This window comes from Thermoactinospora rubra, from assembly GCF_002093975.1.
Lineage (GTDB): Bacteria > Actinomycetota > Actinomycetes > Streptosporangiales > Streptosporangiaceae > Nonomuraea > Nonomuraea rubra_A.
Genome location: NZ_KZ084324.1, coordinates 302,097 through 316,534, shown reverse-complemented (window position 1 = coordinate 316,534; position 14,438 = coordinate 302,097). Strand labels below are relative to the sequence as shown.

15 protein-coding genes are annotated in these 14,438 nt (G+C 69.6%); 10 read left to right on the top strand and 5 right to left on the bottom strand.

Features of this window, described 5'->3' with window-relative positions; all coding sequences use genetic code 11:
• The first annotated feature begins 219 nt into the window (after positions 1 to 219).
• The 5 genes from BSB02_RS01635 to BSB02_RS01610 all read left to right on the top strand — a co-directional run bounded on the left by BSB02_RS01635 (position 220) and on the right by BSB02_RS01610 (position 5,067).
• A complete protein-coding gene (locus BSB02_RS01635; RefSeq protein ID WP_084955795.1) occupies positions 220 to 486 on the top strand; it encodes a hypothetical protein in 267 nt (88 codons plus the stop codon).
• 472 nt (positions 487 to 958) lie between these two features.
• The gene (locus BSB02_RS01630) at positions 959 to 1,207 is read left to right on the top strand and encodes a hypothetical protein (RefSeq protein WP_084955794.1); all 249 of its coding nucleotides are present in this window, start codon (positions 959 to 961) and stop codon (positions 1,205 to 1,207) included.
• Between the two features lie 1,262 nt (positions 1,208 to 2,469).
• Entirely contained in the window at positions 2,470 to 2,718 is a 249-nt protein-coding gene (locus BSB02_RS01625) for a hypothetical protein (protein WP_084955793.1), read from the top strand.
• Positions 2,719 to 4,109: 1,391 nt separating this feature from the next.
• Positions 4,110 to 4,355, top strand: coding sequence for a hypothetical protein (locus BSB02_RS01615; protein ID WP_084955789.1), 246 nt, complete (start codon positions 4,110 to 4,112; stop codon positions 4,353 to 4,355).
• Between the two features lie 463 nt (positions 4,356 to 4,818).
• The gene (locus BSB02_RS01610) at positions 4,819 to 5,067 is read left to right on the top strand and encodes a hypothetical protein (protein WP_084955787.1); all 249 of its coding nucleotides are present in this window, start codon (positions 4,819 to 4,821) and stop codon (positions 5,065 to 5,067) included.
• A 124-nt stretch (positions 5,068 to 5,191) separates the two neighbouring features.
• Here BSB02_RS01610 and BSB02_RS01605 read toward each other — a convergent pair whose 3' ends face one another.
• Together BSB02_RS01605 and BSB02_RS01600 are read right to left on the bottom strand one after the other, a co-directional pair.
• The gene (locus tag BSB02_RS01605) at positions 5,192 to 6,244 is read right to left on the bottom strand and encodes a S8 family peptidase (protein WP_206184459.1); all 1,053 of its coding nucleotides are present in this window, start codon (positions 6,242 to 6,244) and stop codon (positions 5,192 to 5,194) included.
• A 319-nt stretch (positions 6,245 to 6,563) separates the two neighbouring features.
• On the bottom strand, positions 6,564 to 8,165 hold the full coding sequence (locus tag BSB02_RS01600) for a GEVED domain-containing protein (protein ID WP_143590129.1): 1,602 nt from the start codon (positions 8,163 to 8,165) through the stop codon (positions 6,564 to 6,566).
• A 296-nt stretch (positions 8,166 to 8,461) separates the two neighbouring features.
• Between BSB02_RS01600 and BSB02_RS01595 the strand changes: the two genes are divergently transcribed.
• Complete coding sequence (locus BSB02_RS01595; protein ID WP_084955781.1) at positions 8,462 to 9,400, top strand: hypothetical protein; 939 nt, start codon at positions 8,462 to 8,464, stop codon at positions 9,398 to 9,400.
• Here the strand turns inward: BSB02_RS01595 and BSB02_RS01590 are convergent.
• A complete protein-coding gene (locus BSB02_RS01590; protein ID WP_206184458.1) occupies positions 9,387 to 9,533 on the bottom strand; it encodes a hypothetical protein in 147 nt (48 codons plus the stop codon). The genes BSB02_RS01595 and BSB02_RS01590 overlap by 14 nt on opposite strands.
• Positions 9,534 to 9,688: 155 nt before the next feature.
• Positions 9,689 to 10,684: a cation diffusion facilitator family transporter gene (locus BSB02_RS01585; protein WP_240506096.1), complete on the bottom strand. Its 996-nt coding sequence runs from the start codon at positions 10,682 to 10,684 to the stop codon at positions 9,689 to 9,691.
• A 64-nt stretch (positions 10,685 to 10,748) separates the two neighbouring features.
• On the opposite strand from BSB02_RS01585, the gene BSB02_RS01580 reads away from it, so the two are divergent.
• From BSB02_RS01580 to BSB02_RS01565, 4 genes are all read left to right on the top strand, one after another.
• A complete protein-coding gene (locus tag BSB02_RS01580; RefSeq protein ID WP_240506095.1) occupies positions 10,749 to 11,621 on the top strand; it encodes a diacylglycerol/lipid kinase family protein in 873 nt (290 codons plus the stop codon).
• Between the two features lie 68 nt (positions 11,622 to 11,689).
• Positions 11,690 to 12,421 (top strand): glycosyltransferase family 2 protein, encoded by a 732-nt coding sequence (locus BSB02_RS01575; protein ID WP_143590128.1) that lies wholly within the window; start codon positions 11,690 to 11,692, stop codon positions 12,419 to 12,421.
• A gap of 41 nt (positions 12,422 to 12,462) precedes the next feature.
• Positions 12,463 to 13,434, top strand: a complete 972-nt coding sequence (locus tag BSB02_RS01570) for a ketopantoate reductase family protein (protein WP_084955779.1) — start codon at positions 12,463 to 12,465, stop codon at positions 13,432 to 13,434.
• Positions 13,435 to 13,523: 89 nt separating this feature from the next.
• The gene (locus tag BSB02_RS01565) at positions 13,524 to 13,946 is read left to right on the top strand and encodes a hypothetical protein (protein WP_143590127.1); all 423 of its coding nucleotides are present in this window, start codon (positions 13,524 to 13,526) and stop codon (positions 13,944 to 13,946) included.
• Positions 13,947 to 14,000: 54 nt separating this feature from the next.
• Here the strand turns inward: BSB02_RS01565 and BSB02_RS01560 are convergent, their stop codons facing one another.
• A complete protein-coding gene (locus tag BSB02_RS01560; protein ID WP_084955775.1) occupies positions 14,001 to 14,414 on the bottom strand; it encodes a hypothetical protein in 414 nt (137 codons plus the stop codon).
• Between the last annotated feature and the right edge of the window lie 24 nt (positions 14,415 to 14,438).

The following is a 14,438-nucleotide window of genomic DNA, read 5'->3' as shown; positions in this document are numbered from 1 at the left end:
TGAAAGCGGGTTGGGGGATCTGCCGCGATTCACCACCATGCGCTTTCCCCCTGAGGCGCCGTCCCGGCAAGGCTTGAAGATTCTTTACGGCGGCGGCTGCGTTCGTGGCTTGCGCCTCGTCGGACGGGCCGGTCTACTCTCTAGCGGCTCATTCGCCGTGGCGTGAGCTGACGCCAGGCCGAGAGCGATTCCTCAGGCCGAGACCGATCGGGAGTCCCCATGCTCAAGAGGCTCGCATCGGGCGGTGCCGCCCTCGCGACATTCGCCGGCATGCTGCTCGTCACCCCGGCCCACGCCGAGACGCCTCGTCCGGACGACTTCGACACGCCCATGCCGTACGGAAACGTGATCGTGTGCGGCAATTCCGGAATTGAGTCACTTCTCATCATCCTTGCCCCCATCGCCCCGACGGCCCTCGCCGAGCAGCGGCACGTCGACTGCGGCATTCATGTCCACTCGACCCGCCCGGACCACGGCGAGGGCTGAGAAGGGCACACCCGCGGGGACGGCGCCGAAGAGGCCCGCCGCCACGGCGGCGGACCACCGGTCCGCAGTCCGGCGCGACGGCTGGCGCGGCGGTGGCCCGGTGGTGGTGGCCCGGTGGTGGTGGCCCGGTGGTGGCGCGGTGGTGGCGCGACGGCGATCGGCCTTCCGCCGGACGTGACCGGCCCCGGCCGGGCCCGCCCGGTGCACAGGGCGACGCGCGTCATATTTGTTTCGCTGATTTCAACGGCCGCCGGTCCGGCGGCCATTCTCTTTGCAGACCTTTCGGCTCGACGTGAATGCGTCACGCCATCGCCTTCCGGCTAAAGAAAGTCCTGGCATGTTTGGCGATTCTTTACGGCGGAGGCGGCACTCTTAGCTTGCTTCTCATCCGGCAGGCCGGTCTACTTGCTTACCGGCTCATCCCATTGGGAAACGAGCTGAATCCTCACACCGAGATTGATCGGGAGATCAGATGCTCAAGAAGCTCGCGTTCAGCGGTGCCGTGATCGCTGCGTTCGCCGGTGCGGCCCTCGCCACTCCGGCCCTGGCCGACACGTGGCCGAACGAGCTCGAAAAGAACGTCTCCGAGGCGTCCGGCAACATCGCCGTGTGCGGCAACCGTGGCCTCGGCGACATCCTCATCCCTCTCGTTCCGCTCACTCCGGTTACCATCGCCGACGACGAGTCGGTGGAGTGCAGCGTCAAGGTCGTCCAGGACTAGGACGAGGCGCAGAATATCCAGATCAGCGAAGTCTGATCGACCATAGGGGGCCGGCCATGAAATTGGCCGGCCCCCTGTTTTTTCGTCCTGAGAAGCTTTTTTCATCCCGAGAAGCGAAAGCGCCGCATCTTTCGTGAACCGTCCGGTCCGGTGGCCAATTGTCATTTCCGCCGGATCTTGCCGGAATTCGGCGACATCGAGGCTGTCCGGCGGGGCATCGCGTGCGCGGGATGCCCGTTCAGGCCATCGGCTCACCGCGCGGCCCTGTGAGCGCCTGAGGCGCCGCCGGCCGTCGACCGGGTGTGGCGGCACTGGACCTCCTTCGGCCGCGCCGTGACGATCCGAGCGGCCTCGGCGAAGCCGAGGCTAGGGGAGAAGCAGGTGGTGGGCCGCCCGGTCGTGGCCGGGGGCACTGGGAGGTTGGGTGCTGGTGCGCCGCCCCCAACCGGCGGCGCGCCAGGCCGGAAGGCAGCGCACCAGGCCGGAAGGCAGCGCACCAGGCCGGAAGGCGATTGCCGCGGCCATGACGACCCGCCTGACCCCGCCTCCATTCCCTCAGCGATTTGGCCGACCCTTTGACCGGCCATCGCCCACGGAGCCGGCCAGATCGTCGGCCCGCCTCCGATCCCGCGGCATTTTGACCGGCCGCCCGGCTCATCCTGTCCTGGCGCGGGCCGTACCGGCGCCTGAACCGACCAGCCGTGCCGCGCGGCAGGCGTGTCCGCACCGTCAGTGTCCACGCCCTCGATGTCCACGCCCTCGATGTCCACGCCCTCGATGTCCACGCCCTCGATGTCCACGCCCTCGATGGGCGTCGCCGAGGTGGAAGAGCCTGCCGGTCAGCCTTGCGGCTTTGGTCAGGCTCGCCAGACATGCCGGACATTGCATATTCAACCTGCATAACGGCCGCTTGCCCTTCGCAGGGCCGTTCACGCCGAGCTTCAATCCTGCCCGTTTCATAGCAAGATGCCTATCTTGCACCACCCTTTCCTGACAGCTACGGACTTCCATCGGCAAACGGCGGCGGGCTTATGTCCATCAACCACCACATCACCGCTTCGCCTCCCGTTCCGCCGGGCACACAAAAAAGACCCTTATGTCCCGGACACCGGATTTGCCGCCAGAAAAACGTGTTGAGGAGAGATTAAGAGTTCTTTGCCGCTATTCGCTTGCTCACGGCTTTAAATGCCGGTCTACTAGCTCATGGTCAGCCTTGAAGCGGCAAGGCTGAGCTATCAGGTCGAAATCAACCAAGGAGTAACATGCTCAAGCAGCTTCTCGTCGGCAGCGCAGCGATCGCGGCCCTGGGCCTCGCCACTCCTGCGTTCGCGGGCGACGACCCCTGGAAGAAGGACGTCAAGATCAACACCGCCACCGCGGACGACAATGTTGCCGTCTGCGGCAACCAGGGAATCGGCGACGTCTTCATTGGCGTCCTTCCGATCGCATCGCCGATTAACACCGTCTCCAAGGACCCGGTGAGCTGCTCCGTCGGCATCAGCCAGAAGTAGCGGGCGCGGAGTACCCCATGAAGGGCGTCGGGTCCTGTCCGCACATGGACTTGAACAGCCAGGCGCCTATCCAGAGGTTCCAGGGCCGAAGCGTTCTCACGTCATGAGACCGAGGAGCTGAAGACCCCAGGGCCTGAGCGTTCTCGGCTGGTGAGACAGAGTGAGTCGGACGAGGGCGGGATAGGGATCCAACGCCCGGACAGCAAACGCGGCCCCGGTGATCGTCGGTTGTCGAAGCCAGCCGATCGAGAACAGGGGTCGCGTTCGCACATCGTCTCCCCCTGCCGGTGCTCATCGCCTGTGGAGCGCACGTCACCTCCACCGACCTCCTCACCGGCCCGGACCACCTCCCTGGCGCCGATCACCCGGTTCGTCCGCGGATACGGCCCCGGCGTGCTCGCCTGTGCCGCCCGCCCGGCACCGCCGACCATGGGGCGGCTACGGCAGCGCCGTCCGCCCGCTCGCCGACACCCGCCACGCCACCCGGACCATCCTGGCCCAGCGGCGGACCGGGCCACAGGCAACGCGATCCCGCCTCACGGCGCTGCCGGCCGGCCTCGACCTGACCAACGTGGCGGCTTCCTCCGGCATCTTGCACGCCAGTACGGCCATGCCCGCCGGCTGCCGCCGGCTGCTGCTCGTCAAGGGCGGCCCACGCCGCACTGCCGCCTCAAGGCGTTGCCCTGACGCCAGGGTGTCCTCAACAACGGCGGCGACGAGCAGGCCCACGGCCGCCCGCGAGGTCCGCCGTCTGAAGGCCGCCCTGGTCCGGCACGGTCCGCCTTCCCATACCGCTCAAGCCCGCAGGTCGAGCGCCGCCGCACCGACCGCGGACCGGCGAGGCCACGATCGTCATCGTCTACGCCACCGCCCCGGGATCCGGCATCCGGGTCGGCGTGCATGATCGGCTGGACCGGCATCGCCGCTGCCGACAACCGCTGCCGCAGCCATCCCTCAGGCGGTCTTCGGCGCCCCGGCCTCACAATGTGAGGACCTTCGACCCGTATCGGACATTGCACACTCAACCTGCGTAACGACGGCTCGCCCTTCACGAGGCGTTCGCGCCGGGCTTCAACCCTGCCCATTTCATAGCTAAATGCCCATCTTGCACCATCTTTTCCCGGCAGCTACGGACTTCTATCGACAAACGGCGGCAGGCTGATGGACATCAACCGCCAGATCACCGCTTCGCCTCCCGTTCCACCGGACGCGCAAAAAGGCATCCTATGTCCTGGATATCGGATTTGCCGCCAGAAAAACGTGTTGGGGAGAGCTTAAGAGTTCTTTGCTGCTATTCGCTTGCTCGCGCCGTTAAACGGGGGTCTACTAGCTCATGCCAGCCTTGAAGCGGCAAGGCTGAGCTATCAGGTCGAAATCAACCAAGGAGTAACATGCTTAAGCAGATTCTCGTCGGCGGCGCGGCGATCGCGAGCCTGGCTGTCGCCGCTCCTGCATTCGCGGACGGCGACCCCGGGAAGGACATCAAGATCAACACCGCCAGCGCGAGCGGCAATGCCGCTGTCTGCGGCAACCGCGGCGCCGGCAACGTCACCGTGCCCATCATTACGCTCCTGGCGCCGATTGGGACCATCTCCCAGGACTCGGTGACCTGCTCCGTCGGCATCAGCCAGGAGTAGCGGGCGCGGAGTACCTCATGAAGGGCATCGGCCCTGTCCGCACATGGACTTGAGCAGCTAGCGACACCGGCGGTCCGGCACGCATCCAAGGTGCCGTGGGGCAGGTAGGACGAGCAGGCAGCCGGGCCCATGAGCAGGACTTCCGCCGATCTCCTTCATGAGGGAGCATTCTCGACGTACACCCGAATTCGCGGGCGTCGTGGCAAGTGCCGCGACGCCCGCTTTTTGCCGCCGATACTCCACCTCAACCGCTCATTTGTGTATACCATCAGATTCGCACCGCCCCCGATCCGGCGCGCATTTTTGCTTGCAGGGCCGTTCGTTAAGGCTTGAATATTCTTTACGGCGAGAGCGGTGTTATCCGCTTGCTTCTCATCTGGCAGGCCGGTCTACTACTGGCCTACCGGCTCATCCCTCCGGGAAACGAGCTGAATCCTCAGACCGAGACCGATCGGGAGATCAGATGCTCAAGAAGCTCGCGTTCAGCGGTGCCGTGATCGCTGCGTTCGCCGGTGCGGCCCTCGCCACTCCGGCTCAGGCCGACACGTGGCCGAACGCGCTCGAAAAGAACGTCTCCGAGGCGTCCGGCAACATCGCCGTGTGCGGCAACCGCAGCATCGGCGACATCATCATCGTCCTCGTTCCTGTCTCGCCGGTCACCGTCGCCGACAAGGAGCCGGTGGACTGCAGCGTCAAGGTCGTCCAGGACTAAGGCGAAGCACAAAAGATTCGGGACAGTGAAAGCCTGATCGACCGTAGGGGGTCGGCCAATTTCTTGGCCGGCCCCCTGGGTATTTCGCCGTATGACCCGCTCGGGTCCCGGCGTCTCGAGAAGGCTAGGTCCTCGGCTCGTCCTCGGCGTACAGCAGGAGATTGGGGGAGCCGGCGCCGACGTCGCTGAGCGCCCCGCCCGTGGCCTGGCCGATGAGCATCTGGGCGACCTGCGCCGGGGTGGCGGATGGGTGGATGGCCAGCAGCAGCGCCGCGGCGCCCGCGACGTGCGGGGCGGCCATCGAGGTGCCGCTCAGCGTGGAGGAGGCCCCGTCGCCGGTGTTCCAGGCGGAGGTGATGAGGGCGCCGGGGGCGAACAGGTCGACGCAGCGGCCCCAGTTGGAGAAGGGGGCCCGGGTGTCGGAGGCCGTGGTGGCCCCGACCGTGAGGGCCGCTCCCACGCGGGCGGGGGAGCTGCCGCAGGCGTCCTCGTCGCTGTTGCCCGCGGCGACGACGTAGGTGATGCCCTCGGCGATGGAGTTGGCGACGGCCGTGTCCAGGATGTCGCCGGGGCTGCCCAGGATGCTCACGTTGGCGACCGCGGGGAGCCGGGCGTTCCGCGTCACCCAGTCGATGCCGGCGACGACGTCGGCCGTGGTGCCTCTCCCCTCGCAGTCGAGCACTCGCACGGCCACCACGGCGGCGTCCCTGGCCACGCCGTACCTGCGGCCGGCCAGCGTGCCGGCGACGTGCGTGCCGTGGCCCGAGCAGTCGTCGGCGACCGGGTCGCGGTCCACGGCGTCGTAGCCGTGCCTCGCCCGGCCTCCGAAGTCTCTGTGGGTCACGCGCACGCCCGAGTCGATGACGTAGGCGGTCACCCCCGACGCGCTGGGGCCGTGGACCCGGCGGCCGTCGAGCGGCAGGCTCCGCTGGTTGACGCGGTCCAGCCCCCAGGAGGGGGCCGCCCCGGCACGCAGTGGGCGGTTCGGTTCGATCACGGCCACACGGCTGTCCATGGCCAAGGCCATCGCGTCCGCGCTCCGCATCCGCAGCGAGAAGCCCTGGATCGCGGAGGTGTAGACGTGTTGGAGCACCCCGTTGTGGCGGACGGCCAGGTCGGCGGCGACCGCGCGCGTCTGCGCCTCGGCTCCCGTGCCGGAAACGGGCCTCAGTGCCACCACATAGCCTTCGGCGACGTCGTCTCGCTCAGCCGCGCGGGCGCCGGTCCCGGTGCCGGCAAGAATGAGCAGAAGGACACTTGTCCCCGTTATGAGCCGTTTGACGGCAATGAGGGACATATACCTTTTGTTGGCAGCAACAGGGCCCGTCATGGCGAGTTCCGTACCCCTGGTGACCAGGGGATACGGCGCGTGAGCGGTAAGGGCGCGGCAAATTGTCGTAGCGCGCCATTTTTCGCGAAACTGCACAAAAGCGCGTCGCCGCGACCGGTGTGGAAACCGGTCGCGGCGACGGAGAGCGCCCGCTGTTCCGCGGTGGCTATTTCTTGTCGGTGACCTCGGCGACCGCCCGGCAGGCCGCCGGGCTGCAGATGGACTCCCGGTGCGGGATCACGCGCGAGGCCAGCTGCTTGTCCCCCAGGTCCTGCTGCTTGACCTTGGCGTCGATCCTGATGACCTTCTGGCCGCCGGGCGGGATCGTGCCGCTCCAGACGAGCGTCGAGGAGTCCAGCGGCCGCACGTCCTTGGGGGTGTCCTGCAGGACGGCGTCGTCCACGACGTCGCGCATGTCGAGGGCGATGGTGGCCCGCTGCGGCTCGTCGGTGGTGTTCCTGACGACGGTCACGAACGTCGCCTTCTCGCCCTTGCCCACGGCGGTCCGCTGCGCCTGGTGCTCGATCGTGATCTTCTCCGCCGCCTCGATCGTGAACGGGTGGTCCTCCACCTCGCCGCTCGCGGCCCAGCCGGTGGGCGCGGCGACCTGGGTGGCGCTGTCGGCCAGCCGCAGGCGCAGCCAGGTGGACCCGGAGCGGACGTCGGCCGGCACGGTCCAGGTCAGGGTGGCGTCGTTCACGCCGGTGGCGGTCGTGGTCCTGGCGACCTCCCCGGACTCGAACGTGCCGTCGCGGTCGAAGTCGAGCCAGCCGCTCAGAGCCGCCCTGGACGGCGTCGTGGCCGGAACCGTCAGCGACACCTGCCGGCCCGGGCGCAGGTCGGTCATGCGGGCGGAGCCGAGCGAGCCCAGGGTGTCGTCGTCGTCCTGCGCGCTCAGCCTCCGGGGCTCGAAGCTGAGCGTCCCGAGCTGGTCGGCGGTCACGTTCTTGCCCAGGTAGGTCCTGGTGACCACGTGGGAGGCGGCGCCGTAGGAGGCGGGCGCGTCGGAGTCGTCCTCCTCCAGCGAGATCCGGAAGACGCCCCACAGGAAGGGCTCGCCCGCCGCGGCCTTCTCGCGCACGTTCCGCGCCAGCAGCTCGACGGTGAACTCCGTCATCGTGCCGTTGACCTGCGCGGAACCGCACATGTACACGATGCCGCAGGTCAGCTCGCCCGGGGCCGAGACGTTCCTGGGCATGATGGCGGTGTCGTCCACCACGAAGCCGGGGAAGCCGGCCGCCCGGCTGAAGAACTGCTCGCCGGCTCCGACGAGCCGCAGTGCCGGCCAGTACCGCTCGTCGTTGCCCTTGCCGTCGGCGGTCGCCCCGCCGGTGCCGGCGACGTGCAGCCGCGGGTTGCGCACGGGCTCGGAGAACTTGAACGTCAGGCGCGCGACCCCGGTCCACCCGTTGGGCCGCACCCTGAACTCCTCGTACAGGTCGCTGATGCCGGGCGCCGCCTTGGCGTTGACGGGTTCGAGGAACTCGTCGGCCGGGGCCGTGCGGTCGGCAGGGAGCGCCTCGGCCTTCCTGACGACGGCGCCGTCCAGCATCGTCTTGGTGACGGTGACCGTGACGCCGGACGGCGTGACGGTCTGCGCCTCGCGGGGCGAGTTGACGATGGTCCAGGTGTTCTCGCTGCTGTCGCCCCGCCTGCCTTCTGCGGTCGCCGGGGCGGGGGACCAGGGTCCGAGGACCGGTCCCAGAACCGCCAGGGCGACCGTCACGACGCCGACGCCGACGCGGCGGGATCCGTGTGACGCTCTCACCTTGTATGGAAACCTTTCGGATTATGGAGGCCGTGCGCCTTGGAAGAGTTCTCGCGTTTTTCGGAACGCATTCACGCCGGCGCCGGATAGTCATGCGTCGCCGAATGAGCGTGTGCGAGGAAAGCCTGTATGCCGCCCGCCGTCCTGACAAGGAGATCTTGGCATGGGGTAATGCAAAGTATTGCCAAGCCCTGCACGGTGTCCGCGCACAAAGCACGCCGGATCTTTTGCCGGATCGCGCGCAGGGACGCAAACCTGTTGTGCGTGGGCGCGGCAGGCCAGTTCAATGTCCAGATATGTCGGTAAGGGAGATCGCCTGCGACGAGTCGGGCGCCGAGGGCGAGCGGCTCATCGGCGGCAACACCGACGTGTTCGCCCACGCGAGCGTGTCGCTGAGCCCGGCCGCCGCGGCGGAGTGCATGCGGGAGATCCGCCGGCGCGCGCCCTCTCCCACGGTCGAGTACAAGGCCGGCATCCTGCTGCGCGACAAGCACCGGGCGGCTCTGGCCTGGCTGCTCGGCCCCGGCAGTCCTCTGCCGGGCAACGCCCACGTCGTGCTCGTCGACAAGACCTTCTTCGCCGTCGGCAAGGTGGTCCAGCTGCTTCTGGGAGAGGTACGGCAGGCGGAGGCGATCGCCCTCCACCGCGAGGGGCCGGCCAGGTTCGGCGGCGCGCGATGGGCGGCCTTCCTCGACGCCTTCAACACGCTCATGCGCGCCAGGACCGACGCCGAGGCGAGCGCCGAGTCCTACGCGAGCGCCGTCCGGGCCCTCCCACGTGAAGATTTGGACGGCGAGGCCGGCGAGGTCGTGGCGCTGCTGCGCCGTACCGGCGCCGACGCCGCCGGGCTGCGCGCGCGGCTGCTCGGCGGCCAGGCGGTCGCCGTTCCGCCCCTCGACCCGCTGATCCCGGCCCTGGTGCGGACGATCGAGCACTGGAGCCGGGACGGCGAGCCCGTCACCGTCGTCCACGACCGGCAGACGACCCTCACCGAGGAGCGCGTCGCGCTGCTCGCCGAGATGCTGCCCCGGCCGCAGCGGCTGGCCGGCCTGCGCCTGGTCCACTCGCTGTCGGACGCCCGCGTCCAGGTCGCCGACGTGCTCGCCGGCGCGGCCAGGAAGATCGCCTCCGACGACCTCAACGGGCGCGGCGACCGCGAGCTCGTCGCGCTGCTGCGCCCCTACGTGGATCCGGCGTCCGTGTGGGGCGACGAGCGGTGGCTCAGGCGCCCTTGAGCGCTTCCAGGATCTCCAGGTAGTGCGGGTTGTACATGATCCCCAGGATGTTCCCGAAGGGGTCCACCACCGAGGCCGTGGCGAAGCCCGCGTCGCCCCACCTGGTCGGGGGCTGGTACTCCCTGGCGCCCATGGCGAGCAGCCGCTCGAAGGTCCCGGTCAGGTCGTCGACGTGCCAGTGGACGATCGCGCCGCCCGTCGGGCCCGGGCCGGTTGAAGTACGGCTCGACGTCCAGCAGCTCGGTTGACACCGAAGACGCTACGGGACATCGAGGAAAGGGTCTTTCCTCAACGATGGCCGGAGAGCACGGCGTGGTGGTCGGTCCCGTCCGGTCCCAGCGGGTCGGCGTGGACGGTCGCGGCGCGCAGCCGGGGCAGCTCGTGGATGAGCCGGTGCTCGGCCCGCACCGCGACGGCGTGCGCGTCCACGAGCGGCATGTCGTGCTTGACGAGGATCTCCACCTCGGCGCGGAGCGAGTGGCCGATCCAGCGCAGCCGTACCGACCCGACCCGTTCGACCCCTTCGGTGCCCTCCAGGACCTGCTCCGCCCGGTCCACCAGCTCGGGGTCGACCGCGTCCATGAGCCGGTGGTAGATCTCGCGCGTCGCGTCCCGCAGCACGAAGAGGATGGCCACGGTGATCAGCAGGCCGACGACCGGGTCGGCCCAGGGCAGGCCCAGCGCGACCCCGCCGGCGCCGAGCAGCACGGCCAGGGAGGTGAAGCCGTCGGTCCTGGCGTGCAGCCCGTCCGCGACCAGCGCCGCCGAGCCGATCTCCCGGCCGACCGCGATCCGGTAGCGCGCCACCCACTCGTTGCCGAGGAAACCGACCAGGCCCGCCGCGGCTACCCACCACAGCCCGCGCAGGTCCTGCGGGTCGATCAGGCGCTTGACGGCCTCGTAGCCCGCCAGGGCCGCCGAGGCGGCGATGAGCAGCACGATCACGATCCCGGCCAGGTCCTCGGCCCTGCCGTACCCGTAGGTGTAACGCCGGGTGGCCGCGCGGCGGCCGACCGCGAAGGCGATGGCCAGCGGCACGGCCGTCAGCGCGTCGGCGAAGTTGTGCAGCGTGTCGCCGAGCAGCGCCACCGAGCCGGAGAACGCCACGATCACCGCCTGGATCAGGGCGGTGCCCGTCAGCACGGCGAAGGAGACGGCCAGGACACGCATGCCCTTGCTGCTGGCCTCCAGCGCGGTGTCGGTCTTGCCGGCGCTGTCGTGGCTGTGGGGGGTCAGCGCGTGCCAGACCCTCGCGGCCCAGTGGCCGTGTCCGTGACCAGACATGTCCCTCTCGTTCCCCTCGAACCCGCGGGGATTCCCGGGCCCGCCGCGGGGTAGCCGTTGGTGCGTGCGAAAGATCGCGGTCATTTCCCATCGGAAGAAGACCCTCGGCGGAGGGCTGGACGAGCTGCGCGTGCGCATCACCGACCGGAAGGTCGGCGAGCTGCTGTGGTACGAGGTGCCCAAGAGCAGGAAGGCGCCGAAGAAGGCCAGGAAGGCGCTGAAGGAGGGCGCCGACCTCATCTTCGTGTGGGGCGGCGACGGCATGGTGCAGCGCTGCGTCGACGCGCTGGCCGGGTCGCAGGCGGTGGTCGCCGTGGTGCCCGCGGGAACGGCCAACCTGCTGGCGCGCAACCTGGGCGTCCCCGAGGACCTGGAGGAGGCCGTGCGCATCGGCTTCGAGGGCCGGCGCAGGAAGCTGGACCTGGGCCGGCTGAACGGCGAGCACTTCGCGGTCATGGCGGGCGTCGGCTTCGACGCCGAGATGATCGCCGACGCCGACCGGGGCCTGAAGGAACGGCTGGGCCGGCTGGCCTACGTCTGGACCGGCTTACGGCACGCCGGAGGCACGACCACGCCGACCAGGATCAAGATCGACGGAACCGACTGGTTCGAGGGCGACGCGAGCTGCGTGCTGCTGGGCAACGTCGGCACGATCACCGGCGGCATCGAGGCCTTCGACGACGCCAGGCCCGACGACGGCTGGCTGGAGGTGGGCGTGGCCACGGCCGGCAGCAGGCTGGAGTGGGGACGGCTGCTGGGCCGGATGGCCGCCGGGCGGTCGGAGGAGTCGCCGTTCATCCGCATCACGCGGGCCAGGAAGGTGTCCGTCAAGCTGGCCGTGCCCCGGACGTACGAGCTCGACGGCGGCGCACGCGGAACGGCCAAGACCCTCAAAGCCGGCATCCTGCCCGGCGGCATCACGATCTGCGTCCCTTAACGACCCTTCTGGCCGGCTAGCAAGAGGCTGTCAAGCGGACTGCAGGCGCGCGGGCGCACTGTTGCGGCATGAGCACCACCGTCCACAACCCGACCGTCAGCGTCGTGGTCCCGGCCATGAACGAGGCCGCCAACCTTCCTCACGTCTTCGCCACGCTGCCCACCTGGATCGACGAGGTCATCCTGGTGGACGGCCGGTCCGTCGACGACACCGTGGCCGTCGCCCGGCGGCTGCGCCCCGACCTGCGCGTGGTCGTCCAGTCCGGCAAGGGCAAGGGCAACGCGCTGATCGAGGGCTTCGCCGCGGCCCGCGGCGACATCATCGTGATGATCGACGCCGACGGCTCCACCGACGGCAAGGAGATCGCCGCCTTCGTCCGGGCCCTGGTCGAGGGCGCGGACTTCGCCAAGGGCTCGCGCTACCTGCCCGGCGGCGGCTCCGACGACATCAGCCCCGTGCGCTCGATGGGCAACCGGGTGCTGACCGGCCTGACCAACCTGCTGTACGGCACGCGCTACAGCGACCTGTGCTACGGCTACAACGCCTTCTGGGCCCGTCACCTGGGCGTGCTGCAGCTCGACTGCGACGGCTTCGAGATCGAGACGCTGATGAACATCCGCGCCGCCCAGGCCGGGCTGCTCATCCAGGAGGTCGCCAGCCACGAGCACAGCCGCCTGCACGGCGAGAGCAACCTGCACGCCGTCCGCGACGGCTGGCGGGTGCTCAAGACGATCATGCGGGAGCGGTTCAGGCCCGTGGCTGCCCCCGCCGCCGCCCCCGAGGTCGTGCTGGCCAAGTAGCCGCCGGAGGAGGGCGTGGCGATGCCCGTTAGATTCGGCGCATGCGTTATGTCATCATCGGCGCCGGCGCGGTCGGCGGCACCATCGGCGGCGAGCTGTTCCGGTCCGGGCAGGAGGTCCTGCTGGTGGCACGCGGCGCCCACCACGCCGCGCTGCGCGAGGGCGGCCTGCGCCTGCTTACCCCGGAGTCCGTCGAGGTCCTCCAGGTGCCCTGCGCGGACAGCCCGGTGGAGACGAGGGACGACGACGTGCTCATCGTCGCCACCAAGTCGCAGGACACCATCGCCGCGCTGGAACCGTGGCCGCGGCACCTGCCGGTGGTGTGCGCGCAGAACGGCGTCGCCAACGAGGCGATGGCGCTGCGCAGGTTCGAGCGGGTGTACGGCGTGTGCGTCTGGCTTCCCGCCGCGCATCTGGAGCCCGGCGTGGTCGCCGCGTACGGCTGGCCGTACGCGGGCATGCTGCAGGTCGGGCGCTATCCCCAGGGTGTGGACGACCTGGCGGAGCGCCTGGCGGCTGACCTTGCCAAGAGCCGGTTCGCGGCGGAGGCCGTGCCGGACGTCATGAGGTGGAAGTACGGCAAGCTGCTGGGCAACCTCGGCAACGCGGTGGAGGCCCTGTGCGGCCACGCGGACGGGACGGCGGAGCTGGCGGAGCGGGCCAGGGCCGAGGGGCGGACGGTGCTCTCGGCGGCCGGCCTCGCCCACACCTCTCCGCAGGAGGAACGCGACAAGCGGGGCGACCAGGTGGACCTGCGGCCGATCGGCGGCGCCCCGCGCGGGGGCGGCTCCTCGTGGCAGAGCCTGGCCAGGGGGACCGGCTCGATCGAGGCGGACTACCTCAACGGCGAGATCGTGCTGCTGGGCCGCCTCCACGGGGTGCCCGCCCCGGTGAACGAGGTGCTGCAGCGGGAGGCCGTGCGCGCCGCGCGGGAGAAGCTGCCGCCCGGCTCCCTGCCGGTGGACCGGCTGCGCGAGCTCATCGACGAGCGTTGCGCAGCCGTATCCCGCTGAACCAGTGCGGCACTTGTCCAGGCGCTGGTTTCACGAACCATCCGGAGGGCAGAGGGGAACTCGCTCTGACAACAGGGAGTGAGTTCACCATGGTAGTGCTGGGTCTGTTACTGGTTCTAGCCGCCGCGGGCGCCATCGCGTTCGTCTCGGTCAACGCGAGCACCACGTCGGACGCGACTTTCAGCGCCTTCGGATACAGCGTGGCGGCCAACCACCTGGAGATGTTCCTCGCCGGCGCCGCCGTGGCGGCCGTCCTGCTGGTGGGCATCGCGATGCTCAACTCGGGCACCCGCCGGGCCGCCGAACGCCGCCGCAGGCTGCGTGCGGTCCGGCACGAGGCCAGGGACAAGGTCGCCCAGCTCGAGGCGGAGAAGCGCGAGCTGGAGCGCAAGCTGGAGGAGGAACACACCGCCCATGCCGACACCCGGGCCGACGTGCCGGCGCAGCGGACGGCCGTCCAGCCGACGGACCGTCTCGTCCACCGCGACACCCGGGAAGACAGCAGAACGTGACAGTAGAGCGTGACAGCGTGGGCCGCCTGCTCGGCTCCCGGGAGCAGGCGGCCCCTACCGCTCTCCCGGGAGCAGGCGGCCCTCCCGCCACAGCGCCAGGCCCGTCAGCAGCGCGCCGGCCCCCTCCCACAGGCCCACGCCGAGGAACTCGCGCGGGGCCGCGCCCGAGACCACCAGGCCGATGAACACCGCGCACGTCAGCAGGCGGAAGGGCACCGTCCAGCGGAAGAAGGGCGTCCAGTCGGAGGCCGCCGCGAGCATGTAGTACACGCCCATGTTGACCGCGGCCATCGAGGAAGCGGCCATGTAGACCAGCGTGTAGTCGCCGGGCTGCCGTACCGGTAACACCTCGAAACCCAGCAGGGCCAGCAGGGACTCCGGCCGGATGAGGCCGAACAGGCCCAGGGCGAAGGCCAGCAGGCCGAAGACGGCGATGGTCCATCCGGACAACGAACGTGGAAGACGCACGGAAATCCCCTCAAAGCTGGGTGT